Source organism: Pseudomonas sp. 910_21 (assembly GCF_052850735.1).
In genome coordinates this window covers 16,577-42,255 of sequence record NZ_VXCY01000010.1, presented here as the reverse complement: position 1 = coordinate 42,255, position 25,679 = coordinate 16,577, and the positions used below count along the sequence as shown (strand labels likewise).

General features: G+C 56.4%; 36 protein-coding genes. 2 read left to right on the top strand and 34 right to left on the bottom strand.

Annotated features, from left to right (window positions below; all coding sequences use genetic code 11):
• Positions 1-2: 2 nt before the first annotated feature.
• Positions 3-1,055 carry a hypothetical protein gene (locus FW796_RS27035; RefSeq protein ID WP_446440375.1) on the top strand — a complete coding sequence of 351 codons (1,053 nt, stop codon included), beginning with the start codon at positions 3-5 and terminating at the stop codon, positions 1,053-1,055.
• Positions 1,056-1,151: 96 nt separating this feature from the next.
• On the opposite strand, the gene FW796_RS27030 is transcribed toward FW796_RS27035, so the two are convergent.
• Together FW796_RS27030 and FW796_RS27025 are read right to left on the bottom strand one after the other, a co-directional pair.
• On the bottom strand, positions 1,152-1,661 hold the full coding sequence (locus FW796_RS27030) for a single-stranded DNA-binding protein (protein ID WP_011063767.1): 510 nt from the start codon (positions 1,659-1,661) through the stop codon (positions 1,152-1,154).
• 9 nt (positions 1,662-1,670) lie between these two features.
• A complete protein-coding gene (locus FW796_RS27025) occupies positions 1,671-3,065 on the bottom strand; it encodes an MFS transporter (protein ID WP_346635590.1) in 1,395 nt (464 codons plus the stop codon).
• 178 nt (positions 3,066-3,243) lie between these two features.
• On the opposite strand from FW796_RS27025, the gene uvrA reads away from it, so the two are divergent.
• On the top strand, positions 3,244-6,078 hold the full coding sequence (gene uvrA, locus FW796_RS27020; protein WP_346635589.1) for an excinuclease ABC subunit UvrA: 2,835 nt from the start codon (positions 3,244-3,246) through the stop codon (positions 6,076-6,078).
• Between the two features lie 117 nt (positions 6,079-6,195).
• Here uvrA and bfr read toward each other — a convergent pair whose 3' ends face one another.
• From bfr to fusA, 32 genes are all read right to left on the bottom strand, one after another.
• Complete coding sequence (gene bfr, locus FW796_RS27015; RefSeq protein ID WP_025129396.1) at positions 6,196-6,660, bottom strand: bacterioferritin; 465 nt, start codon at positions 6,658-6,660, stop codon at positions 6,196-6,198.
• 155 nt (positions 6,661-6,815) lie between these two features.
• Entirely contained in the window at positions 6,816-8,264 is a 1,449-nt protein-coding gene (locus FW796_RS27010) for a catalase (protein WP_346635588.1), read from the bottom strand.
• 176 nt (positions 8,265-8,440) lie between these two features.
• Positions 8,441-8,827 (bottom strand): 50S ribosomal protein L17, encoded by a 387-nt coding sequence (rplQ, locus tag FW796_RS27005; protein WP_007924175.1) that lies wholly within the window; start codon positions 8,825-8,827, stop codon positions 8,441-8,443.
• Between the two features lie 42 nt (positions 8,828-8,869).
• Positions 8,870-9,871 (bottom strand): DNA-directed RNA polymerase subunit alpha, encoded by a 1,002-nt coding sequence (locus tag FW796_RS27000; protein ID WP_007970428.1) that lies wholly within the window; start codon positions 9,869-9,871, stop codon positions 8,870-8,872.
• Between the two features lie 22 nt (positions 9,872-9,893).
• Positions 9,894-10,514, bottom strand: coding sequence for a 30S ribosomal protein S4 (gene rpsD / locus FW796_RS26995; RefSeq protein WP_011063772.1), 621 nt, complete (start codon positions 10,512-10,514; stop codon positions 9,894-9,896).
• 18 nt (positions 10,515-10,532) lie between these two features.
• Positions 10,533-10,922, bottom strand: coding sequence for a 30S ribosomal protein S11 (gene rpsK, locus FW796_RS26990; protein ID WP_007924177.1), 390 nt, complete (start codon positions 10,920-10,922; stop codon positions 10,533-10,535).
• Positions 10,923-10,952: 30 nt separating this feature from the next.
• Positions 10,953-11,309, bottom strand: coding sequence for a 30S ribosomal protein S13 (rpsM, locus tag FW796_RS26985; protein WP_003186020.1), 357 nt, complete (start codon positions 11,307-11,309; stop codon positions 10,953-10,955).
• A 130-nt stretch (positions 11,310-11,439) separates the two neighbouring features.
• Positions 11,440-11,556 (bottom strand): 50S ribosomal protein L36, encoded by a 117-nt coding sequence (rpmJ, locus tag FW796_RS26980; protein WP_002555468.1) that lies wholly within the window; start codon positions 11,554-11,556, stop codon positions 11,440-11,442.
• A gap of 24 nt (positions 11,557-11,580) precedes the next feature.
• On the bottom strand, positions 11,581-12,909 hold the full coding sequence (gene secY, locus FW796_RS26975) for a preprotein translocase subunit SecY (protein ID WP_007924182.1): 1,329 nt from the start codon (positions 12,907-12,909) through the stop codon (positions 11,581-11,583).
• Positions 12,910-13,344 carry a 50S ribosomal protein L15 gene (rplO, locus tag FW796_RS26970; protein ID WP_043192539.1) on the bottom strand — a complete coding sequence of 145 codons (435 nt, stop codon included), beginning with the start codon at positions 13,342-13,344 and terminating at the stop codon, positions 12,910-12,912.
• Between the two features lie 3 nt (positions 13,345-13,347).
• On the bottom strand, positions 13,348-13,524 hold the full coding sequence (gene rpmD, locus FW796_RS26965) for a 50S ribosomal protein L30 (protein WP_003176408.1): 177 nt from the start codon (positions 13,522-13,524) through the stop codon (positions 13,348-13,350).
• Between the two features lie 2 nt (positions 13,525-13,526).
• Positions 13,527-14,027 (bottom strand): 30S ribosomal protein S5, encoded by a 501-nt coding sequence (gene rpsE, locus FW796_RS26960; RefSeq protein ID WP_007924184.1) that lies wholly within the window; start codon positions 14,025-14,027, stop codon positions 13,527-13,529.
• A 3-nt stretch (positions 14,028-14,030) separates the two neighbouring features.
• Positions 14,031-14,381 (bottom strand): 50S ribosomal protein L18, encoded by a 351-nt coding sequence (gene rplR / locus FW796_RS26955; protein ID WP_003186037.1) that lies wholly within the window; start codon positions 14,379-14,381, stop codon positions 14,031-14,033.
• Positions 14,382-14,391: 10 nt separating this feature from the next.
• The gene (gene rplF / locus FW796_RS26950) at positions 14,392-14,925 is read right to left on the bottom strand and encodes a 50S ribosomal protein L6 (RefSeq protein ID WP_025129400.1); all 534 of its coding nucleotides are present in this window, start codon (positions 14,923-14,925) and stop codon (positions 14,392-14,394) included.
• A 12-nt stretch (positions 14,926-14,937) separates the two neighbouring features.
• Positions 14,938-15,330, bottom strand: coding sequence for a 30S ribosomal protein S8 (rpsH, locus tag FW796_RS26945; RefSeq protein ID WP_011063773.1), 393 nt, complete (start codon positions 15,328-15,330; stop codon positions 14,938-14,940).
• 207 nt (positions 15,331-15,537) lie between these two features.
• On the bottom strand, positions 15,538-15,843 hold the full coding sequence (gene rpsN / locus FW796_RS26940) for a 30S ribosomal protein S14 (protein WP_003228726.1): 306 nt from the start codon (positions 15,841-15,843) through the stop codon (positions 15,538-15,540).
• Positions 15,844-15,856: 13 nt separating this feature from the next.
• Complete coding sequence (gene rplE / locus FW796_RS26935; protein WP_003210069.1) at positions 15,857-16,396, bottom strand: 50S ribosomal protein L5; 540 nt, start codon at positions 16,394-16,396, stop codon at positions 15,857-15,859.
• A 20-nt stretch (positions 16,397-16,416) separates the two neighbouring features.
• Positions 16,417-16,731, bottom strand: coding sequence for a 50S ribosomal protein L24 (gene rplX, locus FW796_RS26930; RefSeq protein ID WP_007896770.1), 315 nt, complete (start codon positions 16,729-16,731; stop codon positions 16,417-16,419).
• Positions 16,732-16,742: 11 nt separating this feature from the next.
• Positions 16,743-17,111: a 50S ribosomal protein L14 gene (rplN, locus tag FW796_RS26925; RefSeq protein ID WP_002555479.1), complete on the bottom strand. Its 369-nt coding sequence runs from the start codon at positions 17,109-17,111 to the stop codon at positions 16,743-16,745.
• Positions 17,112-17,134: 23 nt separating this feature from the next.
• On the bottom strand, positions 17,135-17,401 hold the full coding sequence (rpsQ, locus tag FW796_RS26920; RefSeq protein ID WP_003194644.1) for a 30S ribosomal protein S17: 267 nt from the start codon (positions 17,399-17,401) through the stop codon (positions 17,135-17,137).
• A gap of 2 nt (positions 17,402-17,403) precedes the next feature.
• Positions 17,404-17,595, bottom strand: a complete 192-nt coding sequence (rpmC, locus tag FW796_RS26915; protein WP_002555481.1) for a 50S ribosomal protein L29 — start codon at positions 17,593-17,595, stop codon at positions 17,404-17,406.
• The gene (rplP, locus tag FW796_RS26910) at positions 17,595-18,008 is read right to left on the bottom strand and encodes a 50S ribosomal protein L16 (RefSeq protein ID WP_003228729.1); all 414 of its coding nucleotides are present in this window, start codon (positions 18,006-18,008) and stop codon (positions 17,595-17,597) included. Before rplP ends, rpmC begins: the two co-directional genes overlap by 1 nt.
• Positions 18,009-18,020: 12 nt before the next feature.
• Entirely contained in the window at positions 18,021-18,707 is a 687-nt protein-coding gene (gene rpsC, locus FW796_RS26905; protein WP_007924192.1) for a 30S ribosomal protein S3, read from the bottom strand.
• Positions 18,708-18,720: 13 nt separating this feature from the next.
• On the bottom strand, positions 18,721-19,053 hold the full coding sequence (rplV, locus tag FW796_RS26900) for a 50S ribosomal protein L22 (protein ID WP_003103908.1): 333 nt from the start codon (positions 19,051-19,053) through the stop codon (positions 18,721-18,723).
• 13 nt (positions 19,054-19,066) lie between these two features.
• Positions 19,067-19,342 carry a 30S ribosomal protein S19 gene (gene rpsS / locus FW796_RS26895; protein WP_002555486.1) on the bottom strand — a complete coding sequence of 92 codons (276 nt, stop codon included), beginning with the start codon at positions 19,340-19,342 and terminating at the stop codon, positions 19,067-19,069.
• 16 nt (positions 19,343-19,358) lie between these two features.
• On the bottom strand, positions 19,359-20,183 hold the full coding sequence (gene rplB, locus FW796_RS26890) for a 50S ribosomal protein L2 (protein WP_011063775.1): 825 nt from the start codon (positions 20,181-20,183) through the stop codon (positions 19,359-19,361).
• A 14-nt stretch (positions 20,184-20,197) separates the two neighbouring features.
• Positions 20,198-20,497: a 50S ribosomal protein L23 gene (gene rplW, locus FW796_RS26885; RefSeq protein ID WP_002555488.1), complete on the bottom strand. Its 300-nt coding sequence runs from the start codon at positions 20,495-20,497 to the stop codon at positions 20,198-20,200.
• Complete coding sequence (gene rplD / locus FW796_RS26880) at positions 20,494-21,096, bottom strand: 50S ribosomal protein L4 (protein ID WP_007924200.1); 603 nt, start codon at positions 21,094-21,096, stop codon at positions 20,494-20,496. The genes rplW and rplD overlap by 4 nt, the downstream gene beginning before the upstream one ends.
• 12 nt (positions 21,097-21,108) lie before the next feature.
• Positions 21,109-21,744, bottom strand: a complete 636-nt coding sequence (gene rplC, locus FW796_RS26875; protein ID WP_007924205.1) for a 50S ribosomal protein L3 — start codon at positions 21,742-21,744, stop codon at positions 21,109-21,111.
• 80 nt (positions 21,745-21,824) lie between these two features.
• Positions 21,825-22,136, bottom strand: coding sequence for a 30S ribosomal protein S10 (gene rpsJ, locus FW796_RS26870; protein ID WP_003186070.1), 312 nt, complete (start codon positions 22,134-22,136; stop codon positions 21,825-21,827).
• 140 nt (positions 22,137-22,276) lie between these two features.
• Positions 22,277-23,470 carry an elongation factor Tu gene (gene tuf, locus FW796_RS26865; RefSeq protein ID WP_060841339.1) on the bottom strand — a complete coding sequence of 398 codons (1,194 nt, stop codon included), beginning with the start codon at positions 23,468-23,470 and terminating at the stop codon, positions 22,277-22,279.
• A 34-nt stretch (positions 23,471-23,504) separates the two neighbouring features.
• Positions 23,505-25,652: an elongation factor G gene (fusA, locus tag FW796_RS26860; protein ID WP_025132366.1), complete on the bottom strand. Its 2,148-nt coding sequence runs from the start codon at positions 25,650-25,652 to the stop codon at positions 23,505-23,507.
• Between the last annotated feature and the right edge of the window lie 27 nt (positions 25,653-25,679).

Here is a 25,679-nt window from a genome sequence, read left to right as displayed (position 1 = left end):
CCATGCCCGTTGCTTTACACATTCCCGCCCAGCCGGAACAGTTGCTGCGCTCAGGCAGCATCATCGCCCAGGGGCTGCTCAACCCGCGTGGCGTCTGCGTGGAAAACGATGGCAGCCTGTTGCTGGTGGAGGCCGGCTCAGGCCTGCCGGACCAAGCGTTCAGCGGTCGCATCAGTCGCCTGCGACCAGACCCCCTCGCCCCCGGCACCTACCTGCCGCCAGAGGTTCTGGCCAAGGGTTTTCGCTCGATGAACATGCAGTCGCGGATGCTGCGCGACGAAATCATGGGGCTGTCGGACATTGCCTTCGGTGCCGGGCTCTACCTCGCCAGCCAGACCGATTACGTCGCCGGTTCCAAGCTTCTGGACCTGCAATACAGTCCACCCGAGCCACTGTTCCACAGCCGCGGCAACCTCAACTCGCTGTGCTATCACCCCTCGCGCCAGAGCTGGCTGGCGGTCAAGCCCGATACCAACCAGTTGGTGGAGTTCACCCAGGATGGGGAGCAGATCCTGGCCCAACTGCCCGATCTGGACCAAGGCCAGGAAGCCGTGCCCGTGACCCTGGTTCATGAGCCACAGACCGACGCGGTGCTGATCAGCCTGTTCTCTGGCGAACTGCACCGTGATCCGTCGCGAAAGGGCATCGACTTCGCCGACAAGGCCGGCCAGGTGATCCGGGTCTGGCCCGAGAGCGGCAGGATCGAGGTGCTGATTCGCGGGTTGCAACTGCCCACCGGGCTGGCGCTGGACCCGCAAGAGCGGATTCTGGTGCTGGAACTGTGCGACCGGTTGTTGCAGCCCCTGCAGCCCGATTGGTCCGGCGAGGCCTTGCACGGCGGCTTTGCCCGCTTCAGTGGACGGCTGCTGCGCTGCGACCTGCAGCAACGCAGTGTGCAGGTGCTCGCCAACAACCTGGATACGCCGTCCAACCTGTGCTGCGTCGAGGGAGCGGTGCTGGTGAGCGAAGGCATGGGCCTCAGCGGACGGCCAATTCCCACGCCGGATCGCCAGGTGGTGGCACTGAGCGGTCGATTGCGCAGGCTGCAACTTTGAGCCCAATCCCAACGCCTGCAAGGAAACAACCCGGCATAAAAAAGGGGCCCTGTACGGGGCCCCTTTCTCATTGATGCTGAACGCTCGAGGGAGCGATCAGAACGGAATATCGTCATCGAAGCTGTCGAAATCCGGTGCCGGCTGCGGAGCGGCCTGCTGTGGCGCTGGGCGCGACTCACGCTGTGGCTGCGGAGCAGGACGGGACTGCTGAGGACGCGGTGCCGAGTTGGACATGCCGCCCTGGCCTTGCTGGTCACCCTGAGGACGGCCGCCCAGCAGCTGCATGGTGCCTTGCATGTCGACAATGATCTCGGTGGTATAGCGCTTGATGCCGTCTTTTTCCCACTCGCGGGTCTGCAATTTGCCCTCGATGTAGACCTGGGAACCCTTGCGCAGGTATTCACCCGCAATCTCCGCGACCTTGCCGAACATCGAAACACGGTGCCACTCGGTGCGCTCGACCTTCTGACCGGTCTGCTTGTCGGTCCACTGTTCGCTGGTGGCCAGACTCAGGTTGGTCACGGCGTTACCGTTAGGCAGATAGCGAACTTCGGGATCCTGGCCGCAAGTACCGACCAATATGACTTTGTTAACCCCACGGGCCATAACGTTCTCCTAGGCTTCGCGCGGCGACGGCGCTGAGTTGACCAGCTGCTCGAGCGTCGCGCGATCCAATAATTCGGTGTCCAATTTGATGTAAATGGCAGCCTCTTCGGCCACCACCACGGCATCTGTTACTCCAGCGACGGCTTTCAGGCGCTCGACCAGACCGGCTTCGCGGATCGCTTCAGGCGATAACGGCAAGCGCAGGCTCGTCACATATGGAGGCTCGCGCATGGTAACAGCAAAGCCCAGCCAGAGTGCAGCCAGACCTGCGCATCCAAGGAACACAACCGACAAACCGCCATGCTGGAACAACCAGCCGCCGAGGATGCCGCCCAGTGCCGAGCCGAGGAACTGGCTGGTGGAATACACCCCCATCGCCGTGCCCTTGCCGCCTGCCGGCGAGACCTTGCTGATCAGCGACGGCAACGACGCCTCCAGCAGGTTGAATGCGGTAAAGAACACCACGGTGCCGATCACCAGCGCCCGCAAACTGTCGCCGAACTCCCAGAAGAATAGCTCGGTGAGCAGCAACGTACTGACCGCGCCGAGCAGAACTCGTTTCATCTTGCGTTTTTTCTCGCCATAGATGATGAACGGGATCATGGCAAAGAAGGAAATCAGCAACGCGGTGAGGTAGACCCACCAGTGCTGTTCCTTGGGCAGGCCGGCCTTTTCCACCAGCGCCAGGGGCAAGGCAACGAAGCTCGACATCAGCATCGCGTGCAACACGAAGATACCAAGATCCAGGCGCAGCAAATCAGGATGCTTGAGGGTCGGGATCAGTGCCTGGCGCGCCACGCCGGACTCGCGGTGCTGCAACGGCCCGGTGGAGCGCGGCACCATGAAGGCGATGATCAGGATGCCCACCAGCGCCATGGCACCCGTGGCCAGGAACAGCCCGGACAGCCCAAAGCTGCGGGTCAGCAGCGGGCCCACCACCATGGCCACGGCGAAGGACAGGCCGATGGTCATGCCGATCATGGCCATGGCCTTGGTCCGGTGCTGCTCGCGGGTCAGGTCTGAAAGCAGCGCCATCACGGCGGCGGAAATCGCCCCGGCACCTTGCAGGATACGTCCGGCGATCACGCCCCAGATCGAATCGGCATTGGCCGCCAGCACACTGCCCACGGCGAACACGATCAACCCCAGGTAAATCACTGGGCGACGACCGATACGGTCGGAAATGATGCCGAAGGGAATCTGGAAAACCGCCTGGGTCAGACCATAGGCACCAATCGCCAGGCCGATCAGAGTCGGGGTCGCTCCTGCGAGATCCATTCCATAGGTCGCCAGGACCGGCAGTACCATAAACATGCCAAGCATACGGAAGGCGAACACCAGGGCCAGACCGCTCGCTGCTCGGGTCTCGCTGCCACTCATGCGTTCGCTGTGGGGATCGTGCATGGATAAACCTCATGTGAACCGGCGGCGATTCTACCAGTCCGATCGATTGAGGGGGTATATGGCGACGCTTTGCCGCGCAGCCCCCACCAGCGAGCAAAAAAGCACCGCATGATAGTGTGCATCCATCCAGTGTTTGGTTTTATACTCCTGCCTTTACGCCCGCCGATCGAGGCCACTTTTGGACAAGATTCTGATTCGTGGGGCCCGCACCCACAACCTGAAGAACATCGACCTGACCCTGCCACGGGACAAGTTGATCGTCATCACCGGGCTGTCTGGGTCCGGCAAGTCGTCCCTGGCTTTCGACACGCTTTATGCCGAAGGCCAGCGCCGCTATGTCGAATCGTTGTCGGCTTACGCCCGACAGTTTCTGTCGATGATGGAAAAGCCCGATGTCGACACCATCGAAGGGCTGTCGCCGGCGATATCCATCGAACAGAAATCCACCTCTCACAACCCGCGCTCCACCGTCGGCACCATCACCGAAATCTACGATTACCTGCGCCTGCTCTACGCCCGCGTCGGCACCCCGCGCTGTCCGGATCACGACATTCCGCTGGAAGCCCAGACCGTCAGCCAGATGGTCGACCTGGTGCTGGCTCAGCCCGAAGGCAGCAAGCTGATGCTGCTGGCTCCGGTCATTCGTGAGCGCAAGGGCGAACACCTATCGGTCTTTGAAGAGCTGCGGGCCCAGGGCTTCGTGCGGGCTCGGGTCAACGGCAAGCTGTTCGAACTGGACGAACTGCCGAAGCTGGATAAACAGAAGAAGCATTCCATCGATGTGGTGGTCGACCGCTTCAAGGTACGTGGCGATCTGCAACAGCGTCTGGCGGAGTCCTTTGAAACCGCGCTGAAACTGGCGGACGGGATTGCCCTGGTGGCGCCGATGGACGACGAGCCGGGGGAAGAGATGATCTTCTCCGCGCGCTTCGCCTGCCCGATTTGCGGTCATGCCATCAGCGAGCTGGAACCCAAGCTGTTCTCCTTCAACAACCCGGCGGGTGCCTGCCCTACCTGCGACGGTCTGGGGGTCAAGCAGTTCTTCGACATCAAGCGCCTGGTCAATGGCGAGCTGACCCTGGCCGAGGGGGCGATTCGCGGCTGGGACCGGCGCAACGTCTACTACTTCCAGATGCTCGGCTCACTGGCGGCACACTACGGATTCAGCCTGGAGGTCCCGTTCAATCAACTGCCCGCAGATCAGCAGAAGGTCATTCTGCATGGCAGCGGCAACCAGAACGTCGACTTCAAGTACCTCAACGACCGGGGCGACATCGTCAAGCGCTCCCACCCCTTCGAAGGCATAGTGCCAAACCTCGAGCGGCGCTACCGGGAGACCGAATCGGCCACTGTCCGTGAAGAGCTGGCCAAGTTCCTCAGCACCCAGCCCTGCCCGGATTGCCGTGGCACGCGCCTGCGTCGCGAGGCTCGCCACGTCTGGGTCGGCGAAAAGACCCTGCCGGCAGTCACCAGCCTGCCCATCGGCGATGCCACGAACTACTTCGGTACGCTGAAACTCACCGGACGCCGCGGTGAAATTGCCGACAAGATCCTCAAGGAGATCCGCGAACGCCTGCAGTTCCTGGTGAACGTCGGGCTCGACTACCTCACCCTGGATCGCAGCGCCGATACCCTGTCCGGCGGCGAGGCCCAGCGTATTCGCCTGGCCAGCCAGATCGGTGCTGGTCTGGTGGGGGTCATGTACATCCTCGACGAGCCGTCCATTGGCCTGCACCAACGGGACAACGATCGGCTGCTGGGGACCCTGAAACACCTGCGGGATATCGGCAACACCGTAATCGTGGTTGAACACGACGAAGACGCCATCCGCCTGGCCGACTATGTAGTGGATATCGGCCCGGGCGCCGGTGTGCATGGTGGCCGTATCGTCGCCGAAGGCACGGCTGCGGAAGTCATGGCACATCCGGACTCGTTGACCGGCAAGTACTTGTCGGGGCGGGTGAAGATCGTGGTGCCGGCCAAACGTACGCCGCGCAACAAGAAACTGTCCCTGACACTCAAGGGCGCTCGCGGCAACAACCTACGCAATGTCGACCTGGAAATTCCCATCGGCCTGCTGACCTGCGTGACCGGGGTTTCCGGCTCGGGCAAGTCGACGCTGATCAACAACACCCTGTTCCCCTTGAGTGCCACGGCGTTGAACGGCGCCACGACCCTGGAGGCGGCGCCTCACGACAGCATCAATGGTCTGCAGCACCTGGATAAAGTCGTGGATATCGATCAGAGCCCGATCGGTCGTACTCCGCGCTCCAACCCGGCCACTTACACCGGGCTGTTCACACCGATCCGTGAGCTGTTCGCCGGGGTTCCAGAGTCCCGCTCCCGGGGCTACGGGCCTGGACGCTTCTCTTTCAACGTCAAGGGTGGACGCTGTGAAGCCTGCCAGGGCGATGGCTTGATCAAGGTCGAGATGCACTTCCTGCCGGACATCTACGTGCCCTGCGATGTGTGCAAGAGCAAGCGCTACAACCGCGAAACTCTGGAGATCAAGTACAAGGGCAAGAGCATCCACGAGGTGCTGGAAATGACCATTGAGGAGGCGCGCGAGTTCTTCGCTCCCGTACCGGCCCTGGCGCGTAAGCTGCAGACCCTGATGGATGTCGGCCTGTCCTACATCAAGCTCGGCCAGTCGGCCACTACGCTGTCTGGCGGCGAGGCACAACGGGTCAAGCTGTCACGCGAGCTGTCCAAGCGCGACACTGGCAAGACCTTGTATATCCTCGATGAGCCGACTACTGGGCTGCATTTCGCGGATATCCAGCAATTGCTGGACGTTCTGCATCGCCTGCGCGATCACGGCAATACCGTGGTAGTAATCGAGCACAACCTGGATGTGATCAAAACTGCCGACTGGCTGGTGGACCTGGGGCCGGAAGGCGGCTCCAAAGGCGGCCAGATCATCGCCGTCGGCACCCCGGAACAGGTAGCAGAAATGCCGCAGTCCCACACCGGGCACTACCTCAAGCCGCTACTAACCCGCGATCGCGCCTGAGGCCCATGAAAAAGCCCCTGTCACCTCGCGGTGACAGGGGCTTTTTTACATCTCGGGCTTGACGCATCTACCGTAGGAGCGAGTTTGCTCGCGAACCGGCATCCACGCCTTGCGCAGTCAGAACTGCGACTGCAGGTAGTTCTCCAACCCGATGGATTTGATCAGGCCCAACTGCTTCTCCAGCCAGTAGGTGTGATCTTCCTCGGTGTCTGCCAACTGGATACGCAGAATATCGCGGCTGACGTAGTCCTTGTGCAGTTCGCACAGCTCGATGCCTTTGCACAGCGCAGCGCGGACCTTGTATTCAAGCCGCAAGTCGCTGGCCAGCATGTCCGGAACCGTGGTCCCGGTGTCGAGATCGTCAGGACGCATGCGCGGCGTGCCTTCCAGCATCAGAATGCGGCGCATCAGGGCATCGGCGTGTTGCGCCTCTTCTTCCATCTCGTGGTTGATACGCTCGTAGAGCTTGGTAAAGCCCCAGTCTTCGTACATCCGCGAGTGGATGAAATATTGGTCGCGTGCTGCCAGTTCGCCCGTCAGCAACGTGTTGAGGTAATCGATTACGTCCGGGTGACCTTGCATCGCCCTACATCTCCCTACTTGAAAGTCGATAGTGTGAACCAAGCTGACTTGCAGGTCACTTAGAAATAACTGAAAAAGTGAAGATTATCTGAGAAAAATAGTATAAATAACGCAAAAACCGCCCAAATGAGGGCGGTTCTGCTTCTTATTTAGACTTACTTGAGCGATACGCCCAAAGCCTTGGCAATGCCTTCGCCATAAGCCGGATCGGCTTTGAAGAAGTGCTGCAACTGACGATCGACCACATCCTCTGACACTCCAGCCATGGCACCGGCGATGTTGTTGATCAGCAACGCCTTCTGCTCATTGCTCATCAGGCGGAACAGGGCACCGGCGTGGCTGTAATAGTCCGTGTCCTCGCGGTGATCGTAGCGATCTGCCGCTCCCTTGAGCGCCAATGGTGGTTCCGCGTAGCGTGGTGCCTGCTTTGGCGCGTCGCTGTAGCTATTGGGCTCGTAGTTCGGTGCAGCACCGCCGTTAGGACCAAAAGCCATGGAGCCGTCGCGCTGATAGCTGTTCACCGGGCTCAAAGGCGCATTCACTGGCAGTTGCTGGTGATTGGTACCGACGCGATAGCGGTGAGCATCAGCGTAAGCAAACACCCGGCCCTGCAGCATACGGTCTGGAGAAAGCCCGACCCCTGGCACCATGTTGCTGGGTCCGAAAGCGGCCTGTTCGACCTCGGCGAAGTAATTCAGCGGATTACGGTTCAATTCCAACTCGCCAACTTCAATCAGCGGGAACTCTTTCTGCGACCAGGTCTTGGTCACATCAAATGGATTCTCGTAGTGCGCTGCGGCTTGAGCCTCGCTCATGATCTGGATGCACACACTCCATTTCGGGAAATCCCCTCGCTCAATCGCAGTGAACAGATCGCGCTGAGCGTAATCCGGGTCGGTGCCCGCCAGACGAGCAGCCTCTGCTGGCGCCAGGTTCTTGATCCCCTGCTTGGTCTTGTAGTGCCACTTGACCCAGTGACGCTCGCCTTTGGCGTTGATCAGGCTGTAGGTGTGGCTGCCGAAGCCGTGCATGTGACGGTAGCCATCAGGAATGCCTCGGTCAGAGAACAGAATAGTGACCTGGTGCAGCGCCTCAGGCGAGTGCGACCAGAAATCCCACATCATCTGTGCACTCTTCAGATTGCTTTGCGGCAGACGCTTCTGAGTGTGGATAAAGTCAGGGAACTTCAGTGGATCGCGGATGAAGAAAACCGGGGTGTTATTACCCACGATGTCCCAGTTGCCTTCTTCGGTGTAGAACTTGAGGGCAAAACCACGCGGATCGCGCTCGGTGTCTGCCGAACCACGCTCGCCACCTACCGTAGAGAAACGCAGGAAGGTTGGTGTTTGCTTGCCTACCGACTCAAACAGCTTGGCACTGGTGTATTGCGTAATGTCGCGAGAGACGGTGAAGGTGCCATAGGCGCCCGATCCCTTGGCGTGCACGCGGCGCTCAGGAATATTCTCGCGGTTGAAATGAGCGAGCTTTTCGATCAGGTGAAAGTCATCGAGAAGCAACGGGCCACGAGGGCCGGCAGAACGAGAGTTCTGGTTATCAGCGACAGGAGCGCCACTTGCGGTAGTAAGAGTTTTAGTTTGGCTCATGCTCAATCTTCCTCTGTCAGTCTGTGAAACTGCCGGCTAATCGGCTGACAAAGAGTATTGACCACCAGTGTTACAACATCCAATGCATTACACATTAGCTAACGATAGAAATATCTAATACATGCAGACACAAAAAACCGGGCACTAGGCCCGGTTCTTTGTTTCAGACTGACGTCTTACTCAGCGGATACAGCTTCACCGCCGACAGCACGATCAACCAGTTCAACGTACGCCATAGGAGCGTTGTCGCCAGCGCGGAAACCGCACTTGAGGATGCGCAGGTAGCCACCCTCACGGGTAGCGTAACGCTTGCCCAGGTCGTTGAAGAGCTTACCAACGATAGCTTTCGAACGAGTACGGTCGAAAGCCAGACGGCGGTTAGCCAGGCTGTCTGTCTTGGCCAAAGTGATCAGCGGCTCGGCAACGCGGCGCAGTTCTTTAGCTTTCGGCAGTGTAGTTTTGATCAGCTCGTGCTCGAACAGCGACACCGCCATGTTCTGGAACATGGCCTTGCGGTGCGAGCTGGTGCGGCTCAGGTGACGCCCACTTTTACGATGACGCATGGTTCATTCCTTACCAAACACAACGTTCGGTGATTACGACGATCAGGCAGTCGCCTTGTCGTCCTTCTTAAGACTTGCAGGCGGCCAGTTGTCGAGGCGCATGCCGAGGGACAGACCGCGGGAGGCCAGAACGTCCTTGATTTCAGTCAAGGATTTCTTGCCCAGGTTCGGAGTCTTCAACAGTTCTACTTCGGTACGCTGAATCAGGTCGCCGATGTAGTAAATGTTTTCCGCCTTAAGGCAGTTAGCCGAACGTACAGTCAGTTCCAGATCGTCAACCGGGCGAAGCAGGATCGGATCGATCTCGTCTTCCTGCTCGACTACCACTGGCTCACTGTCACCTTTGAGGTCGACGAACGCAGCCAACTGCTGTTGCAGAATGGTTGCAGCACGACGGATAGCCTCTTCAGGATCCAGAGTACCGTTGGTTTCCAGATCAATAACCAGCTTGTCCAGGTTAGTACGCTGCTCGACACGGGCGTTTTCCACCACGTATGCGATACGGCGAACCGGGCTGAACGAAGAGTCAAGCTGCAAGCGACCAATGCTGCGGCTTTCGTCTTCATCGCTCTGACGCGAGTCGGCCGGTTCATAACCACGACCACGAGCTACTACGAGCTTCATGTTCAGGGCGCCGTTAGACGCCAGGTTAGCGATTACGTGATCGGGGTTAACGATCTCGACATCATGATCCAGCTGAATATCGGCAGCGGTAACCACCCCCGAACCCTTCTTCGACAAGGTCAGCGTAACTTCGTCACGGCCGTGCAGCTTGATAGCCAGACCTTTAAGGTTCAACAGGATTTCAATTACGTCTTCCTGTACACCTTCGATGGCGCTGTACTCGTGGAGCACACCGTCAATCTCGGCCTCGACTACTGCACAGCCGGGCATTGAGGACAACAGGATGCGGCGCAGCGCGTTGCCCAGGGTGTGGCCAAAACCACGCTCGAGAGGCTCGAGGGTGATCTTGGCGCGGGTTGGACTGACAACCTGCACATCAATGTGGCGGGGTGTCAGGAACTCATTTACCGAAATCTGCATGGATGCACCTATTTTCTAGCCCTTACTTGGAGTAGAGCTCGACAATCAGGCTTTCGTTGATGTCGGCGGACAGATCACTGCGAGCTGGAACGTTCTTGAAAACGCCCGACTTCTTCTCAGTGTCTACTTCTACCCATTCTACGCGGCCACGTTGAGCACACAGATCGAGAGCTTGGACAATGCGAAGTTGATTTTTTGCTTTCTCGCGAACAGCAACCACGTCACCAGCACGAACCTGGTAGGACGGAACGTTAACGGTCTGACCGTTTACGCTGATCGACTTGTGCGATACCAGCTGACGGGATTCGGCACGAGTAGAACCGAAGCCCATGCGGTATACAACGTTGTCCAGACGGCATTCGAGCAGTTGCAACAGGTTTTCGCCGGTTGCGCCCTTCTTGCCAGCTGCTTGTTTGTAGTAGCCGCTGAATTGACGCTCGAGTACGCCGTAGATACGACGAACTTTTTGCTTTTCACGCAGCTGAGTACCGTAGTCGGATTGACGACCACGACGCTGGCCGTGGATGCCAGGAGCTGCTTCGATGTTGCACTTGGATTCGATAGCGCGCACGCCGCTCTTCAGGAAGAGATCGGTGCCTTCGCGACGAGCCAGTTTGCATTTTGGACCAATGTAACGAGCCATTCTTTACAATCTCCTGGATTACACGCGGCGCTTCTTCGGCGGACGGCACCCGTTGTGCGGGATTGGCGTCACGTCGGTGATGCTGGCGATCTTGTAGCCACAGCCGTTCAAAGCGCGGACTGCGGATTCACGACCTGGACCTGGGCCCTTGACGTTAACGTCTAGGTTCTTCAGGCCATATTCCAGCGCAGCTTGACCAGCACGCTCAGCAGCTACTTGAGCAGCGAACGGGGTGGACTTGCGAGAACCGCGGAAACCCGAACCACCGGAGGTTGCCCAGGAAAGAGCGTTACCTTGACGGTCGGTAATGGTCACGATGGTGTTGTTGAAAGACGCGTGGATGTGGGCGATGCCATCAACCACTGTCTTTTTAATCTTTTTACGAGGACGAGCAGCAGGTTTTGCCATGACTAAATTCCTGTCGATTCGCTGGTGCGATTACTTGCGGATCGGCTTACGCGGACCTTTGCGAGTACGCGCGTTGGTCTTGGTACGCTGACCGCGCACTGGAAGACCACGACGATGGCGCAGACCGCGGTAGCAGCCCAGATCCATCAAGCGTTTGATTTTCATGTTGATTTCGCGACGCAGGTCACCTTCAGTGGTGAACTTCGCCACTTCGCCACGCAGCTGTTCAATTTGCTCGTCGCTCAGATCCTTGATCTTCGCAGCTGGGTTGACCCCAGTCACTGCACAGATTTTCTGCGCAGTAGTGCGACCAACACCATAGATGTAGGTCAGCGAGATAACAGTATGCTTGTTATCTGGAATGTTAACGCCTGCAATACGGGCCATTCAGTGGGACTCCAATTGACAGCTACCTACGCCCCGGAAGCCAAGAAATAGGGCGCGAGATAATATCGCTGTAATAACAAATAATCAACCCGGCAGCGCACTAGCTGCCGGGCTTGAAGCACAATCACACTCAGCCTTGGCGCTGTTTGTGACGCGGTTCCGCGCTGCAAATTACTCGAACAACACCTTCGCGGCGAATAATCTTGCAGTTACGGCACAGCTTTTTCACCGATGCACGAACTTTCATCACCAACTCCTCGAACCTTATGGATTAACGCAGCATGCCGCTGCCGTAACCCTTCAGGTTGGCTTTCTTCATCAGGGATTCGTACTGGTGGGAAACGAGGTGCGATTGTACTTGCGACATAAAGTCCATAACAACCACGACCACGATCAGCAACGAGGTCCCGCCAAGGTAGAACGGAACGTTTGCAGCAACCACCAGGAACTGGGGCAACAGACACACGGCCGTCATATATAGAGCACCGAACATGGTCAAGCGGGTCAGAACGCCATCAATGTAGCGCGCCGACTGCTCACCTGGACGGATGCCCGGAATAAAGGCACCGGACTTCTTCAGGTTTTCCGCTACGTCTTTCGGATTGAACATCAACGCCGTATAGAAGAAGCAGAAGAAAATAATCCCTGCACTAAACAGCAGAATATTCAACGGCTGACCAGGAGCGATCGACTGCGAGATGTCCTGCAACCAGCCCATACCTTCAGACTGACCGAACCAGGCACCCAACGAAGCCGGAAACAGCAAAATGCTGCTCGCGAAGATAGCAGGAATTACACCGGCCATATTCACTTTCAGCGGCAAGTGGCTGGTCTGCGCAGCAAACACCTTACGGCCCTGCTGACGCTTGGCGTAGTGAACAGCAATACGACGCTGACCACGCTCAATGAACACCACAAAACCGATAATCGCTACTGCCAGCAAACCGATCGCAACCAAGGCGAAAATATTGATATCACCCTGACGCGCAGACTCGAAAGACTGCCCGATCGCTCTCGGAAGACCGGCGACGATACCTGCGAAAATCAACATCGAGATACCGTTGCCAACACCACGCTCAGTAATCTGCTCACCCAGCCACATCATGAACATCGCACCAGCCACAAACGTGGATACTGCGACGAAATGGAAGCCAAAGTCACCAGTGAACGCAACGCCCTGCCCCGCCAGACCAACGGACATACCGATGGCCTGAACCAGAGCTAGGACGACAGTGCCGTAGCGGGTGTACTGGCTGATCTTGCGACGGCCAGCTTCACCTTCCTTCTTCAACTGCTCCAGCTGCGGACTGACGGCTGTCATCAACTGCATGATGATCGAAGCCGAGATGTACGGCATGATCCCCAGTGCAAAGATGCTCATCCGCTCCAGCGCGCCGCCGGAAAACATGTTGAACAAGCTAAGAATGGTCCCCTCATTCTGTCGAAACAGGTCTGCGAGTCGGTCCGGGTTGATACCTGGAACCGGGATGTGTGCGCCTATTCGGTAGACGATAATCGCCAGGAACAGAAAACGCAGACGAGCCCAGAGTTCAGACATACCGCCTTTGCCGAGCGCAGAGAGAGCACCTTGCTTAGCCATTTATTCCTCGAACTTGCCGCCAGCTGCTTCGATAGCCGCACGCGCACCTTTGGTGGCTGCGATGCCCTTGATAGTCACAGCGCGAGTAACTTCGCCGGACAGCATGATTTTCACACGCTGAACGTTTTGGTTAATCACGTTGGCATCTTTCAGGGACTGCACGGAGACGATGTCGCCTTCCACTTTGGCCAGTTCGGACAGACGCACTTCTGCGCGATCCATAGCCTTCAGGGAAACGAAACCGAACTTCGGCAGGCGACGATGCAGCGGCTGTTGACCGCCTTCAAAGCCTGGAGCAATGGTGCCACCGGAGCGGGAAGTCTGACCTTTGTGACCACGGCCACCAGTCTTACCCAAACCACTACCGATACCACGGCCCGGACGATGCTTTTCGCGACGGGAACCCGGCGCTGGACTCAGATCATTGAGTTTCATCGATTAACCCTCGACACGCAGCATGTAGTAAGCCTTGTTGATCATCCCGCGGTTCTCGGGAGTATCTTGGACTTCTACAGTGTGACCGATGCGACGCAGACCCAGACCCTTAACGCACAGTTTGTGGTTAGGGATACGGCCGGTCATGCTTTTGATCAGCGTTACTTTAACGGTAGCCATGATCAGATGATCTCCTGGACGCTTTTGCCACGCTTGGCGGCAATGGATTCAGGGGACTGCATAGCTTTCAAACCTTTGAAAGTGGCGTGAACCACGTTTACCGGGTTAGTCGAGCCGTAGCACTTGGCCAGAACGTTCTGAACGCCAGCAACTTCGAGAACGGCACGCATAGCGCCGCCAGCGATGATACCGGTACCTTCAGAAGCAGGCTGCATGTACACCTTGGAAGCGCCGTGAGCGGACTTCATAGCGTACTGCAGAGTGGTACCGTTCAGATCAACTTGGATCATGTTGCGGCGAGCAGCTTCCATTGCCTTCTGGATCGCAGCAGGCACTTCACGCGACTTGCCACGGCCGAAGCCAACACGGCCTTTACCATCACCAACCACGGTCAACGCGGTGAAGGTGAAGATACGGCCGCCTTTTACGGTTTTGGCTACGCGGTTAACTTGAACCAGCTTCTCAATGTAGCCTTCGTCGCGCTTTTGGTCGTTATTTGACATAACTTAGAACTCCAGCCCAGCTTCACGAGCAGCATCAGCCAGCGCCTTGACGCGGCCGTGGTACTTGAAGCCAGAGCGGTCGAAAGCCACCTGCGAGACGCCAGCGGCTTTTGCACGCGTAGCGACCAGCTGGCCAACCTTAGTGGCCGCGTCGATGTTGCCAGTGGCGCCATCACGCAGTTCTTTATCCAAAGTCGAAGCACTTGCCAGGACTTTGTTGCCGTCGGCCGAAATGACCTGGGCGTAGATGTGCTGCGAAGAGCGGAACACGCAGAGACGCACGACTTCGAGTTCGTGCATTTTCAGGCGTGCTTTGCGAGCGCGACGCAGTCGAGTAACTTTTTTGTCGGTCATTTGCTATGCCCTACTTCTTCTTGGCTTCTTTACGACGGACGACTTCGTCCGCGTAGCGCACACCTTTACCTTTGTAAGGCTCTGGTGGACGGAAGTCGCGGATCTCAGCGGCCACTTGACCTACCAGCTGCTTATCGATGCCCTTGATCAGGATATCGGTCTGGCTAGGAGTCTCAGCGGTGATGCCTTCCGGCAGTTCGTAATCCACTGGATGCGAGAAGCCGAGGGCCAGGTTCAGCACTGTGCCTTTTGCTTGTGCCTTGTAACCAACACCGACCAGCTGGAGCTTGCGCTCGAAGCCTTGGCTTACGCCTTGGACCATGTTGTTTACCAGAGCACGAGTGGTACCGGCCATTGCGCGAGTTTGTTGGTCGCCATTGCGAGCAGCAAAACGCAGCTCACCAGCTTCCTCAACAATTTCAACGGACGAGTGTACGTTCAGTTCGAGAGTGCCCTTGGCACCCTTCACCGAAAGCTGTTGGCCGGCGAATTTAACTTCGACACCAGCTGGCAGCTTAACGGGGTTCTTAGCGACGCGAGACATGCTTATCCCCCCTTAGAACACAGTGCAAAGAACTTCGCCGCCGACACCGGCAGCGCGCGCAGCACGATCAGTCATCACACCTTTGTTGGTGGAGACGATAGACACGCCAAGACCGCCACGTACTTTCGGCAGTTCTTCAACGGACTTGTACTGACGCAGGCCTGGACGGCTAACGCGCTTCACTTCTTCGATGACCGGACGGCCTTCGAAGTACTTCAGCTCGATGGACAGCAGAGGTTTGATTTCGCTGCTGATCTGATAACCCGCGATGTAACCTTCGTCCTTCAGGACTTTTGCTACAGCCACCTTCAGCGTGGAAGACGGCATGCTTACGACGGACTTTTCAGCCATCTGGGCATTACGGATTCGAGTTAGCATGTCCGCTAACGGGTCCTGCATACTCATGGGCTAGATGCTCCTGATACAAAAAGAATTAGCCTTGCGGCTACAACTGTCGCCGAGAAATTCCGGGCAAAAAACACGGGCTCAGGCGAGCCGGTCATTCTAGACACACCCCAGAAATGAATCAAGCCCCAAAAGGGGCTTGATTCACGTTCAAGGCCACCGGTGATCGGGATCTTGTGAGCCCGAACACCGCGACTTTGATAGCTATTACCAGCTGGCCTTAACCAGACCTGGTACGTCACCACGCATTGCAGCTTCACGCAGCTTGTTACGGCCAAGGCCGAACTTGCGGTAAACGCCGTGCGGACGACCAGTCAGGCGGCAGCGGTTACGCATGCGCGAGGCGCTTGCGTCACGTGGCTGCTTCTGCAGAGCTACGGTAGCTTCCCAACGAGCTTCTGGACTTGCGTTCAGATCCACGATGATAGCTTTCAGCGCTGCACGCTTGGTGGCGTACTTGGCAACGGTGAGCTGACGCTTCAGCTCACGGTTCTTCATGCTCTTCTTGGCCATTTTCCTACTCCAATCAGTTGCGGAACGGGAATTTGAAAGCACGCAGCAGAGCGCGGCCTTCATCATCGTTCTTGGCAGTGGTGGTCAGGGTAATGTCCAGACCGCGGAGAGCATCGATCTTGTCGTAATCGATTTCCGGGAAAATGATCTGCTCTTTCACGCCCATGCTGTAGTTACCACGACCATCGAAGGACTTGGCATTCAGGCCGCGGAAGTCGCGAACCCGAGGCAGGGAGATCGACAGCAGACGATCCAGGAACTCGTACATACGCTCACGGCGCAGGGTCACTTTGACGCCGATCGGCCATCCTTCGCGGACTTTGAAGCCAGCAATGGATTTACGAGCGTAGGTCACAACGACTTTCTGGCCGGTGATCTTTTCCAGGTCAGCAACAGCATGCTCGATGACTTTCTTGTCGCCGATAGCTTCGCCCAGACCCATGTTCAGGGTGATTTTGGTAACGCGCGGAACTTCCATCACGTTCGAAAGCTTAAGTTCTTCCTTAAGTTTCGGAGCGATTTCCTTCCGGTAAATCTCTTTTAGTCGTGCCATGGTCTTCTACCTAGCAGTGTTCAAGCATCAACCGCTTTTTGGGTCGACTTGAAGACACGAATTTTTTTGCCGTCTTCTACTTTGAAACCAACGCGGTCAGCCTTGTTGGTTTCGCCGTTGAAAATGGCGACGTTGGAAGCGTGCAGTGGCGCTTCTTTCTCGACGATACCGCCCTGTACGCCCGACATCGGGTTAGGCTTGGTATGACGCTTGACCAGGTTCAGGCCACCGACAACCAGACGGTCATCAGCCAGAACCTTAAGCACCTTACCGCGCTTACCTTTGTCTTTGCCGGCGATCACGATGATCTCGTCGTCACGACGAATCTTTTGCATGTCGGATCTCCTTACAGCACTTCTGGGGCGAGCGAGACGATCTTCATGAACTTCTCAGTACGAAGTTCACGGGTCACTGGCCCAAAGATACGGGTGCCGATCGGCTCTTGCTTGTTGTTCAACAGAACAGCAGCGTTGCCATCAAAGCGGATGATGGAGCCGTCTGCACGACGAACACCATGGCGAGTGCGGACTACAACAGCAGTCATCACTTGGCCTTTTTTCACCTTACCGCGAGGAATTGCTTCCTTGACGGTAACTTTGATGATGTCACCGATACCAGCGTAACGACGATGGGAGCCACCCAGCACCTTGATGCACATAACGCGGCGAGCGCCGCTGTTATCGGCCACATCGAGCATGGATTGAGTCTGAATCATATAATTTCTCCGACCCCTAGCCCTTAGACTTCCACAGCGCGTTCGAGAACATCAACCAGAGCCCAAGACTTGGTCTTGGCCATCGGACGAGTTTCACGAATAGTGACTTTGTCGCCGATGTGGCACTGATTGGTTTCGTCGTGCGCGTGCAGCTTAGTCGAACGCTTAACGTATTTACCGTAGATAGGGTGCTTAACGCGACGCTCAATCAGAACGGTGATGGTCTTGTCCATCTTGTCGCTGACAACACGGCCAGTCAGCGTACGGACAGTTTTTTCGGCTTCAGCCATGATTACTTACCTGCCTGCTGGTTGAGCACAGTCTTCACGCGAGCGATGTCACGCTTAACTTGCGAGAGCAGATGAGACTGCCCCAACTGGCCAGTTGCTTTCTGCATACGCAGATTGAACTGGTCGCGCAGCAGGCCGAGCAGTTGCTCGTTCAGCTGCTGTGCGGATTTTTCACGAAGTTCATTCGCTTTCATCACATCACCGTCCGTTTAACAAAGGAGGTGGCGAGCGGCAGCTTTGCAGCAGCCAGGGCGAAAGCCTCACGCGCCAGCTCTTCAGAAACACCCTCGATTTCATACAGGACTTTGCCTGGCTGAATCTGGGCAACCCAGTATTCGACGTTACCCTTACCTTTACCCATCCGAACTTCGAGTGGCTTCTTGGAAATAGGCTTGTCCGGGAATACACGGATCCAGATCTTGCCACCACGTTTTACGTGACGGGTCAGAGCACGACGCGCTGACTCGATCTGACGAGCGGTGAGACGACCACGAGCAACAGACTTCAGCGCGAACTCGCCGAAGCTGACTTTGCTACCGCGCAATGCCAGACCACGGTTGTGGCCGGTCATTTGCTTGCGGAACTTCGTACGCTTTGGTTGCAACATTTGGCGTACCCCTTACTTAGCAGCTTTTTTACGAGGCGCAGGTGCTTGCGGCTTCAGCTCTTCTTGGCGACCACCAATTACTTCGCCTTTGAAGATCCAAACCTTCACACCGATCACACCGTAAGTGGTGTGAGCTTCGTAGGTGGCATAGTCGATATCGGCACGCAGGGTGTGCAGTGGCACACGACCTTCGCGATACCATTCAGTACGTGCGATTTCAGCACCGCCGAGACGACCGCTCACTTGGATTTTGATGCCTTTGGCACCAATGCGCATGGCGTTCTGTACAGCGCGCTTCATAGCACGACGGAACATTACGCGACGCTCCAGCTGCTGAGCTACGCTCTGCGCAACCAGCATACCGTCGAGCTCCGGCTTGCGGATCTCTTCGATATTGATGTGCACAGGCACACCCATTTGCTTGGTCAGGTCCTGACGCAGTTTCTCAACATCTTCACCTTTCTTGCCGATCACGATGCCGGGACGAGCGGTGTGGATGGTGATGCGTGCAGTTTGGGCCGGACGATGGATATCGATACGGCTCACGGACGCGCTTTTTAGTTTGTCTTGGAGATACTCACGCACATTCAGATCTGCGAGCAAATAGTCCGCATAAGTCCGACCGTCTGCGTACCAGACGGAGGTGTGCTCCTTGACGATTCCCAGGCGAATGCCAATGGGATGTACTTTCTGACCCATCTCTTCGACTCCGTTACTTGTCAGCAACCTTGACAGTGATATGGCAAGACCGCTTGACGATGCGATCAGCACGGCCTTTGGCACGTGGCATGATGCGCTTCAGCGAACGCCCTTCGTTGACGAAAACGGTGGAGACCTTCAGGTCATCAACGTCTGCGCCTTCGTTATGCTCGGCGTTGGCTACGGCCGACTCCAGCACTTTCTTCATGATCTCGGCGGCTTTCTTACTGCTGAAAGCCAACAGGTTGAGCGCTTCGCCCACCTTCTTCCCGCGGATCTGGTCGGCGACCAAGCGGGCTTTCTGGGCGGAGATTCGAGCGCCCGACAACTTAGCGGCTACTTCCATCGTTCCTTACCCCTTAACGCTTGGCTTTCTTGTCAGCCACGTGCCCGCGATATGTACGGGTACCGGCGAACTCGCCCAGTTTGTGGCCGACCATGTCTTCGTTCACGAGAACTGGAACATGTTGACGACCGTTATGCACAGCAATGGTCAGACCGACCATTTGTGGCAGGATCATGGAACGGCGCGACCAGGTCTTAACTGGTTTGCGATCGTTCTTTTCCGCCGCCACTTCGATCTTCTTCAGTAGGTGAAGATCAATAAAAGGACCTTTTTTCAGAGAACGTGGCACTGTCGTATCCCTCTATTTACTTGCGACGACGGACGATCATTTTGTCGGTACGCTTATTACCACGAGTCTTCGCGCCCTTAGTCGGGAAGCCCCATGGCGATACCGGATGACGACCACCAGAGGTACGACCTTCACCACCACCATGTGGGTGGTCAACCGGGTTCATGGCAACACCACGAACGGTTGGGCGAACGCCACGCCAGCGTTTGGCACCAGCTTTACCCAGCGAACGCAGGCTGTGCTCGGAGTTCGAGACTTCGCCCAGGGTCGCACGGCACTCAGCCAGCACTTTACGCATCTCACCAGAACGCAGACGCAGGGTCACGTAGACACCTTCACGAGCGACCAGCTGAGCCGAAGCACCAGCCGAACGAGCGATTTGCGCGCCTTTACCTGGCTTCAGTTCGATGCCGTGTACGGTGCTACCAACTGGAATGTTGCGCAGTTGCAGAGCGTTGCCCGGCTTGATCGGTGCCAGAGCACCTGCGATCAGCTGGTCGCCAGCGCTCACGCCTTTAGGGGCGATGATGTAGCGACGCTCGCCATCTGCGTACAGCAGCAGAGCGATGTGAGCAGTACGGTTTGGATCGTATTCGATACGCTCGACAGTGGCAGCGATGCCATCTTTATCGTTGCGACGGAAGTCGACCAGACGGTAATGCTGCTTATGACCACCACCAACGTGACGAGTAGTGATGCGGCCATTGTTGTTACGACCACCAGACTTCGACTTCTTCTCGAGCAGCGGTGCGTGAGGAGCGCCTTTATGCAGCTCCTGGTTGACCACCTTGACCACAAAACGGCGGCCAGGGGAAGTCGGTTTGCATTTAACGATTGCCATGATGCACCCCTTCCTTACTCAGCACTGCTGCTGAAATCGAGATCTTGGCCTGGCTGAAGGGAGATAACTGCCTTCTTCCAGTCATTACGCTTGCCCAGACCGCGAGCGGTACGTTTGCTCTTACCCAGAACATTCAGGGTAGTAACACGTTCCACTTTCACGCTGAACAGGCTTTCGACGGCCTTCTTGATTTCCAGCTTGGTTGCATCAGTAGCAACCTTGAAAACGAACTGGCCTTTCTTGTCTGCCAGAACCGTAGCCTTCTCGGAAACGTGCGGGCCAAGCAGAACTTTAAATACGCGTTCCTGGTTCATCCCAGCAGCTCCTCGAATTTCTTCACGGCCGACACAGTGATCAACACTTTGTCGTATGCGATCAGACTAACTGGATCGGAACCTTGCACGTCACGAACATCAACGTGTGGCAGGTTACGAGCAGCCAGGTACAGGTTCTGATCAACAGCGTCCGACACGATCAGAACGTCGGTCAGGCTCATGTTGTTCAGTTTGCCCAGCAGATCTTTGGTCTTCGGAGTTTCAACAGCGAAATCCTGAACCACGACCAGACGATCAGTACGCACCAGCTCAGCAAGGATGGAACGCATTGCTGCGCGATACATCTTCTTGTTCAGCTTCTGGGAGTGATCCTGAGGACGAGCTGCAAAAGTGGTACCGCCGCCACGCCAGATTGGGCTACGGATGGTACCAGCACGAGCGCGGCCAGTACCTTTCTGACGCCATGGGCGCTTGCCGCCACCAGAAACGTCGGAACGGGTCTTTTGCTGCTTGCTACCTTGACGGCCGCCAGCCATGTAGGCCACGACTGCTTGGTGAACCAGCGTCTCGTTGAATTCGCCGCCAAATGTCAGTTCGGAAACTTCGATCGCTTGAGCGTCATTTACATTTAATTGCATGTCAGCTTCCCCTTAACCGCGAGCCTTGGCCGCCGGACGTACAACCAGGTTGCCGCCAGTAGCGCCAGGAACAGCACCCTTGACCAACAACAGATTGCGTTCAGCGTCGACGCGCACTACTTCCAGGGACTGCACGGTCACGCGCTCAGCGCCCATATGACCGGACATTTTTTTGCCCTTGAATACACGACCAGGAGTCTGGCACTGGCCAATAGAGCCCGGGACGCGGTGGGAAACGGAGTTACCGTGGGTGTTATCTTGACCGCGGAAATTCCAACGCTTGATGGTACCGGCGAAGCCTTTACCTTTCGACTGACCGGTAACATCTACCAGTTGGCCAGCTGCGAAGATTTCTGCATTGATCAGATCGCCAGCTTGGTACTCGCCTTCTTCAAGACGGAATTCCCAAACGCCACGACCGGCAGCAACGTTCGCTTTAGCGAAGTGACCTGCCTGAGCAGCAGTCACGCGCGAAGCACGACGCTCACCTACAGTGACTTGCACTGCACGATAGCCATCGGTTTCTTCAGTTTTGAACTGGGTGACGCGATTCGGTTCGATCTCAATGACCGTGACCGGAATGGAGACACCTTCTTCGGTGAAAATACGGGTCATACCGCATTTACGACCGACTACACCAATAGTCATGTTGTAAACCTCATGAGTGTACGGGGCTTTCACCCGCTATGGCCGCCCATTTCAGAGCGTTACACGACTAAGACCGAGTCTTAGCCGAGGCTGATCTGCACTTCCACACCTGCCGCAAGATCAAGCTTCATAAGAGCATCAACGGTTTTATCCGTTGGCTGGACGATGTCCAGTACGCGCTTATGAGTACGGATCTCGTACTGGTCACGCGCGTCTTTGTTGACGTGCGGGGAGACCAGAACGGTGAACCGCTCTTTACGGGTAGGCAGTGGAATTGGACCACGCACTTGAGCACCAGTACGTTTCGCGGTTTCCACGATTTCCTGGGTGGATTGGTCGATCAGGCGATGGTCGAAAGCCTTCAACCTGATACGGATTTGCTGATTTTGCATTGGATTTCAGACTCCAGGCTGCTATTCCCACCGGGCGCAATACGCCCGTTAAAAGGAGGCGCAATTCTATAGACGGCCCCACAGAGTGTCAACCCAATAAAAAAGCCCCCGCAAGCGGGGGCTTCTTCATGAGTCGTCGATTACTCGATAACTTTGGCTACGACGCCAGCGCCGACGGTACGACCGCCTTCACGGATAGCGAAACGCAGACCATCTTCCATCGCGATGGTTTTGATCAGAGTGACAGTCATCTGGATGTTGTCACCTGGCATTACCATTTCAACGCCTTCTGGCAGCTCGCAGTTACCAGTCACGTCAGTAGTACGGAAGTAGAACTGTGGACGGTAGCCTTTGAAGAACGGAGTATGACGGCCGCCTTCTTCTTTGCTCAGAACGTAAACTTCAGCAGTGAACTTGGTGTGCGGCTTAACAGTGCCTGGCTTAACCAGAACCTGACCACGCTCAACGTCGTCACGCTTGGTACCACGCAGCAGAACGCCGCAGTTCTCGCCAGCACGACCTTCGTCGAGCAGTTTGCGGAACATTTCAACGCCGGTGCAGGTGGTCTTCTGAGTGTCGCGCAGACCAACGATCTCAACTTCTTCCTGGATGCGAACGATACCACGCTCAACACGGCCAGTTACCACGGTGCCACGACCGGAGATCGAGAATACGTCTTCGATTGGCATCAGGAACGGCTTGTCGATTGCACGCTCTGGCTCTGGGATGTAGGTGTCCAGAGTTTCTACCAGACGCTTAACAGCGGTGGTACCCATTTCGTTGTCGTCTTGGCCGTTCAGAGCCATCAGAGCCGAACCGATGATGATCGGAGTGTCGTCACCTGGGAAATCGTAAGTGCTCAGCAGATCGCGCACTTCCATTTCAACCAGTTCCAGCAGCTCAGCATCGTCAACCATGTCAGCCTTGTTCAGGAAGACAACGATGTACGGAACGCCTACCTGACGGGACAGCAGGATGTGCTCACGAGTTTGTGGCATCGGACCATCGGCAGCCGAGCAAACCAGGATCGCGCCGTCCATCTGGGCAGCACCAGTGATCATGTTCTTGACGTAGTCGGCGTGACCCGGGCAGTCAACGTGCGCGTAGTGACGAATGTGCGAATCGTACTCTACGTGCGCAGTGTTGATGGTGATACCACGAGCTTTTTCTTCTGGGGCGCTGTCGATCTTGTCGAAGTCAACACGAGCCGAACCGAAAACTTCGGAGCAAACGCGAGTCAGAGCAGCGGTCAGAGTGGTTTTACCGTGGTCAACGTGACCGATGGTGCCAACGTTGACGTGCGGTTTGTTACGTTCAAATTTTTCTTTAGCCACGACAATTAACTCCTAGCCTAAAGGGGAGACTGAATCAGCCTTGTTTTTTAACGAGAGCTTCGACGATGTTCGACGGAGCTTCGGCGTATTTGGAGAATTCCATGGAGTAGCTCGCGCGACCCTGAGACATGGAACGAACGTCAGTTGCATAACCGAACATTTCACCCAGTGGCACTTCGGCACGGATAACCTTGCCGGACACCGAGTCATCCATACCCTGAATCAGACCACGACGACGGTTCAGGTCACCCATCACGTCACCCATGTAGTCCTCTGGGGTTACAACTTCAACCTTCATGATCGGCTCGAGCACAACACCGCCGCCCTTCTGGGCCAGCTGCTTGGTCGCCATGGAGGCCGCCACCTTGAACGCCATCTCGTTGGAGTCGACGTCGTGGTAGGAACCATCGAACACGGTAGCCTTCAGGCCGATCAGCGGATAACCGGCAACGACGCCGTTCTTCATCTGCTCTTCGATACCCTTCTGGATAGCCGGGATGTATTCCTTAGGAACCACACCACCAACAACTTCGTTGGTGAAGACCAGACCTTCGGTGATGTTGCCGTTCGCATCAACGTCCGGCTCCGAGAAACGGATCCAGCAGTGACCGAACTGACCGCGACCGCCGGATTGACGAACGAATTTGCCTTCGATCTCGACGTTGCTCTTGCTGATCTTCTCGCGGTACGAAACCTGCGGCTTGCCGATGTTGGCTTCGACGTTGAACTCGCGCTTCATGCGGTCAACGAGGATGTCCAGGTGCAGCTCACCCATACCGGAGATAATGGTCTGACCAGTCTCTTCGTCGGTCTTGACGCGGAACGACGGGTCTTCCTGAGCCAGCTTGCCCAGTGCAATACCCATCTTTTCCTGGTCCTGCTTGGTTTTCGGCTCTACCGCTACCGAAATCACAGGCTCAGGGAAGTCCATACGCTCAAGGATGATCTGCTTGTCGAGATCGCACAGAGTGTCACCAGTGGTGACGTCCTTCATGCCGATCAGGGCAGCGATGTCGCCTGCACGTACTTCTTTGATCTCTTCACGCTGGTTGGCATGCATCTGCACCATACGACCAACGCGCTCTTTCTTGCCCTTGACCGAGTTGATCACGGAGTCGCCCGAGCTCAGGAAGCCCGAGTAAACGCGCACGAAAGTCAGAGTACCAACGAACGGGTCAGTAGCGATCTTGAATGCCAGAGCCGAGAACGGTTCCGAATCGTCAGCATGACGCTCGTCGTAATCCGCTTCTACCAACTCTTCCTTCGGCTTCTCGATGAGATCCGGGTGGATACCTTTGATCGCAGGGATCTCGGTAGGAGCAGGCAGGAAGTCGATAACGGCGTCGAGAACCAGGGGAACACCCTTGTTCTTAAACGAAGAACCGCAGACAGCCGGAACGATCTCACTAGCCAGGGTGCGCGCACGCAGGCCAGCCTTGATTTCTTCGACGGTCAGGTCACCTTCTTCAAGGTACTTGTTCATCAGCTCTTCGTTGGCTTCAGCAGCAGCTTCAACCATGTTGGAGCGCCACTCGTTAGCCAGGTCCAGCATATCGGCAGGAATTTCTTCCTCGCGATAGGTAGTACCCTTGTCGTCGTCGTTCCAGTAGATAGCCTTCATCTTGATCAGATCAACCTGACCTTCGAAGTTATCTTCAGCGCCGATAGCCAGCTGAACCGGAACCGGGGTGTGACCCAGGCGGTTTTTGATCTGGCCAACAACGCGCAGGAAGTTAGCGCCTGCACGGTCCATCTTGTTCACGTAAACAACACGTGGAACGCCGTACTTGTTGGCTTGACGCCATACGGTTTCAGACTGAGGCTCAACACCGGAAGTACCGCAGAACACAACGACCGCGCCGTCGAGTACACGCAGAGAACGCTCTACTTCAATGGTGAAGTCAACGTGGCCTGGGGTATCGATAACGTTTACACGATAGTTATCGTATTGGCCGCGCGAACCTTTCCAGAAGGTAGTTACAGCAGCGGAGGTAATGGTGATACCACGCTCCTGCTCCTGCACCATCCAGTCGGTGGTAGCAGCGCCGTCATGCACCTCACCCATCTTGTGGCTGAGACCTGTGTAAAACAGGATCCGCTCGGTAGTGGTAGTCTTGCCCGCGTCAACGTGGGCACAGATACCAATGTTACGGTAGCGGTTGATTGCTGTAGTACGAGCCATAAAGCCCTCGCAAAATGAATGATGCTG

Bases quoted from the DNA above. Each gene is read 5' to 3' on its own strand.
- FW796_RS27035 (WP_446440375.1), top strand. From the start codon at position 3: ATGCCCGTTGCTTTACACATTCCCGCCCAGCCGGAACAGTTGCTGCGC.
- FW796_RS27030 (WP_011063767.1), bottom strand. From the start codon at position 1,661: ATGGCCCGTGGGGTTAACAAAGTCATATTGGTCGGTACTTGCGGCCAG.
- FW796_RS27025 (WP_346635590.1), bottom strand. From the start codon at position 3,065: ATGCACGATCCCCACAGCGAACGCATGAGTGGCAGCGAGACCCGAGCA.
- bfr (WP_025129396.1), bottom strand. From the start codon at position 6,660: ATGCAAGGTCACCCGGACGTAATCGATTACCTCAACACGTTGCTGACG.
- FW796_RS27010 (WP_346635588.1), bottom strand. From the start codon at position 8,264: ATGAGCCAAACTAAAACTCTTACTACCGCAAGTGGCGCTCCTGTCGCT.
- rplQ (WP_007924175.1), bottom strand. From the start codon at position 8,827: ATGCGTCATCGTAAAAGTGGGCGTCACCTGAGCCGCACCAGCTCGCAC.
- FW796_RS27000 (WP_007970428.1), bottom strand. From the start codon at position 9,871: ATGCAGATTTCGGTAAATGAGTTCCTGACACCCCGCCACATTGATGTG.
- rpsD (WP_011063772.1), bottom strand. From the start codon at position 10,514: ATGGCTCGTTACATTGGTCCAAAATGCAAACTGGCTCGTCGCGAAGGC.
- rpsK (WP_007924177.1), bottom strand. From the start codon at position 10,922: ATGGCAAAACCTGCTGCTCGTCCTCGTAAAAAGATTAAAAAGACAGTG.
- rpsM (WP_003186020.1), bottom strand. From the start codon at position 11,309: ATGGCCCGTATTGCAGGCGTTAACATTCCAGATAACAAGCATACTGTT.
- rpmJ (WP_002555468.1), bottom strand. From the start codon at position 11,556: ATGAAAGTTCGTGCATCGGTGAAAAAGCTGTGCCGTAACTGCAAGATT.
- secY (WP_007924182.1), bottom strand. From the start codon at position 12,909: ATGGCTAAGCAAGGTGCTCTCTCTGCGCTCGGCAAAGGCGGTATGTCT.
- rplO (WP_043192539.1), bottom strand. From the start codon at position 13,344: ATGAAACTCAATGATCTGAGTCCAGCGCCGGGTTCCCGTCGCGAAAAG.
- rpmD (WP_003176408.1), bottom strand. From the start codon at position 13,524: ATGGCTACCGTTAAAGTAACGCTGATCAAAAGCATGACCGGCCGTATC.
- rpsE (WP_007924184.1), bottom strand. From the start codon at position 14,027: ATGTCAAATAACGACCAAAAGCGCGACGAAGGCTACATTGAGAAGCTG.
- rplR (WP_003186037.1), bottom strand. From the start codon at position 14,381: ATGACCGACAAAAAAGTTACTCGACTGCGTCGCGCTCGCAAAGCACGC.
- rplF (WP_025129400.1), bottom strand. From the start codon at position 14,925: ATGTCTCGCGTCGCTAAGAACCCCGTTAAGCTGCCAGCTGGTGTCGAA.
- rpsH (WP_011063773.1), bottom strand. From the start codon at position 15,330: ATGAGTATGCAGGACCCGTTAGCGGACATGCTAACTCGAATCCGTAAT.
- rpsN (WP_003228726.1), bottom strand. From the start codon at position 15,843: ATGGCCAAGAAGAGCATGAAGAACCGTGAGCTGAAGCGTCAGCTCACC.
- rplE (WP_003210069.1), bottom strand. From the start codon at position 16,396: ATGGCACGACTAAAAGAGATTTACCGGAAGGAAATCGCTCCGAAACTT.
- rplX (WP_007896770.1), bottom strand. From the start codon at position 16,731: ATGCAAAAGATTCGTCGTGACGACGAGATCATCGTGATCGCCGGCAAA.
- rplN (WP_002555479.1), bottom strand. From the start codon at position 17,111: ATGATTCAGACTCAATCCATGCTCGATGTGGCCGATAACAGCGGCGCT.
- rpsQ (WP_003194644.1), bottom strand. From the start codon at position 17,401: ATGGCTGAAGCCGAAAAAACTGTCCGTACGCTGACTGGCCGTGTTGTC.
- rpmC (WP_002555481.1), bottom strand. From the start codon at position 17,595: ATGAAAGCGAATGAACTTCGTGAAAAATCCGCACAGCAGCTGAACGAG.
- rplP (WP_003228729.1), bottom strand. From the start codon at position 18,008: ATGTTGCAACCAAAGCGTACGAAGTTCCGCAAGCAAATGACCGGCCAC.
- rpsC (WP_007924192.1), bottom strand. From the start codon at position 18,707: ATGGGTCAGAAAGTACATCCCATTGGCATTCGCCTGGGAATCGTCAAG.
- rplV (WP_003103908.1), bottom strand. From the start codon at position 19,053: ATGGAAGTAGCCGCTAAGTTGTCGGGCGCTCGAATCTCCGCCCAGAAA.
- rplB (WP_011063775.1), bottom strand. From the start codon at position 20,183: ATGGCAATCGTTAAATGCAAACCGACTTCCCCTGGCCGCCGTTTTGTG.
- rplW (WP_002555488.1), bottom strand. From the start codon at position 20,497: ATGAACCAGGAACGCGTATTTAAAGTTCTGCTTGGCCCGCACGTTTCC.
- rplD (WP_007924200.1), bottom strand. From the start codon at position 21,096: ATGCAATTAAATGTAAATGACGCTCAAGCGATCGAAGTTTCCGAACTG.
- rplC (WP_007924205.1), bottom strand. From the start codon at position 21,744: ATGACTATTGGTGTAGTCGGTCGTAAATGCGGTATGACCCGTATTTTC.
- rpsJ (WP_003186070.1), bottom strand. From the start codon at position 22,136: ATGCAAAATCAGCAAATCCGTATCAGGTTGAAGGCTTTCGACCATCGC.
- fusA (WP_025132366.1), bottom strand. From the start codon at position 25,652: ATGGCTCGTACTACAGCAATCAACCGCTACCGTAACATTGGTATCTGT.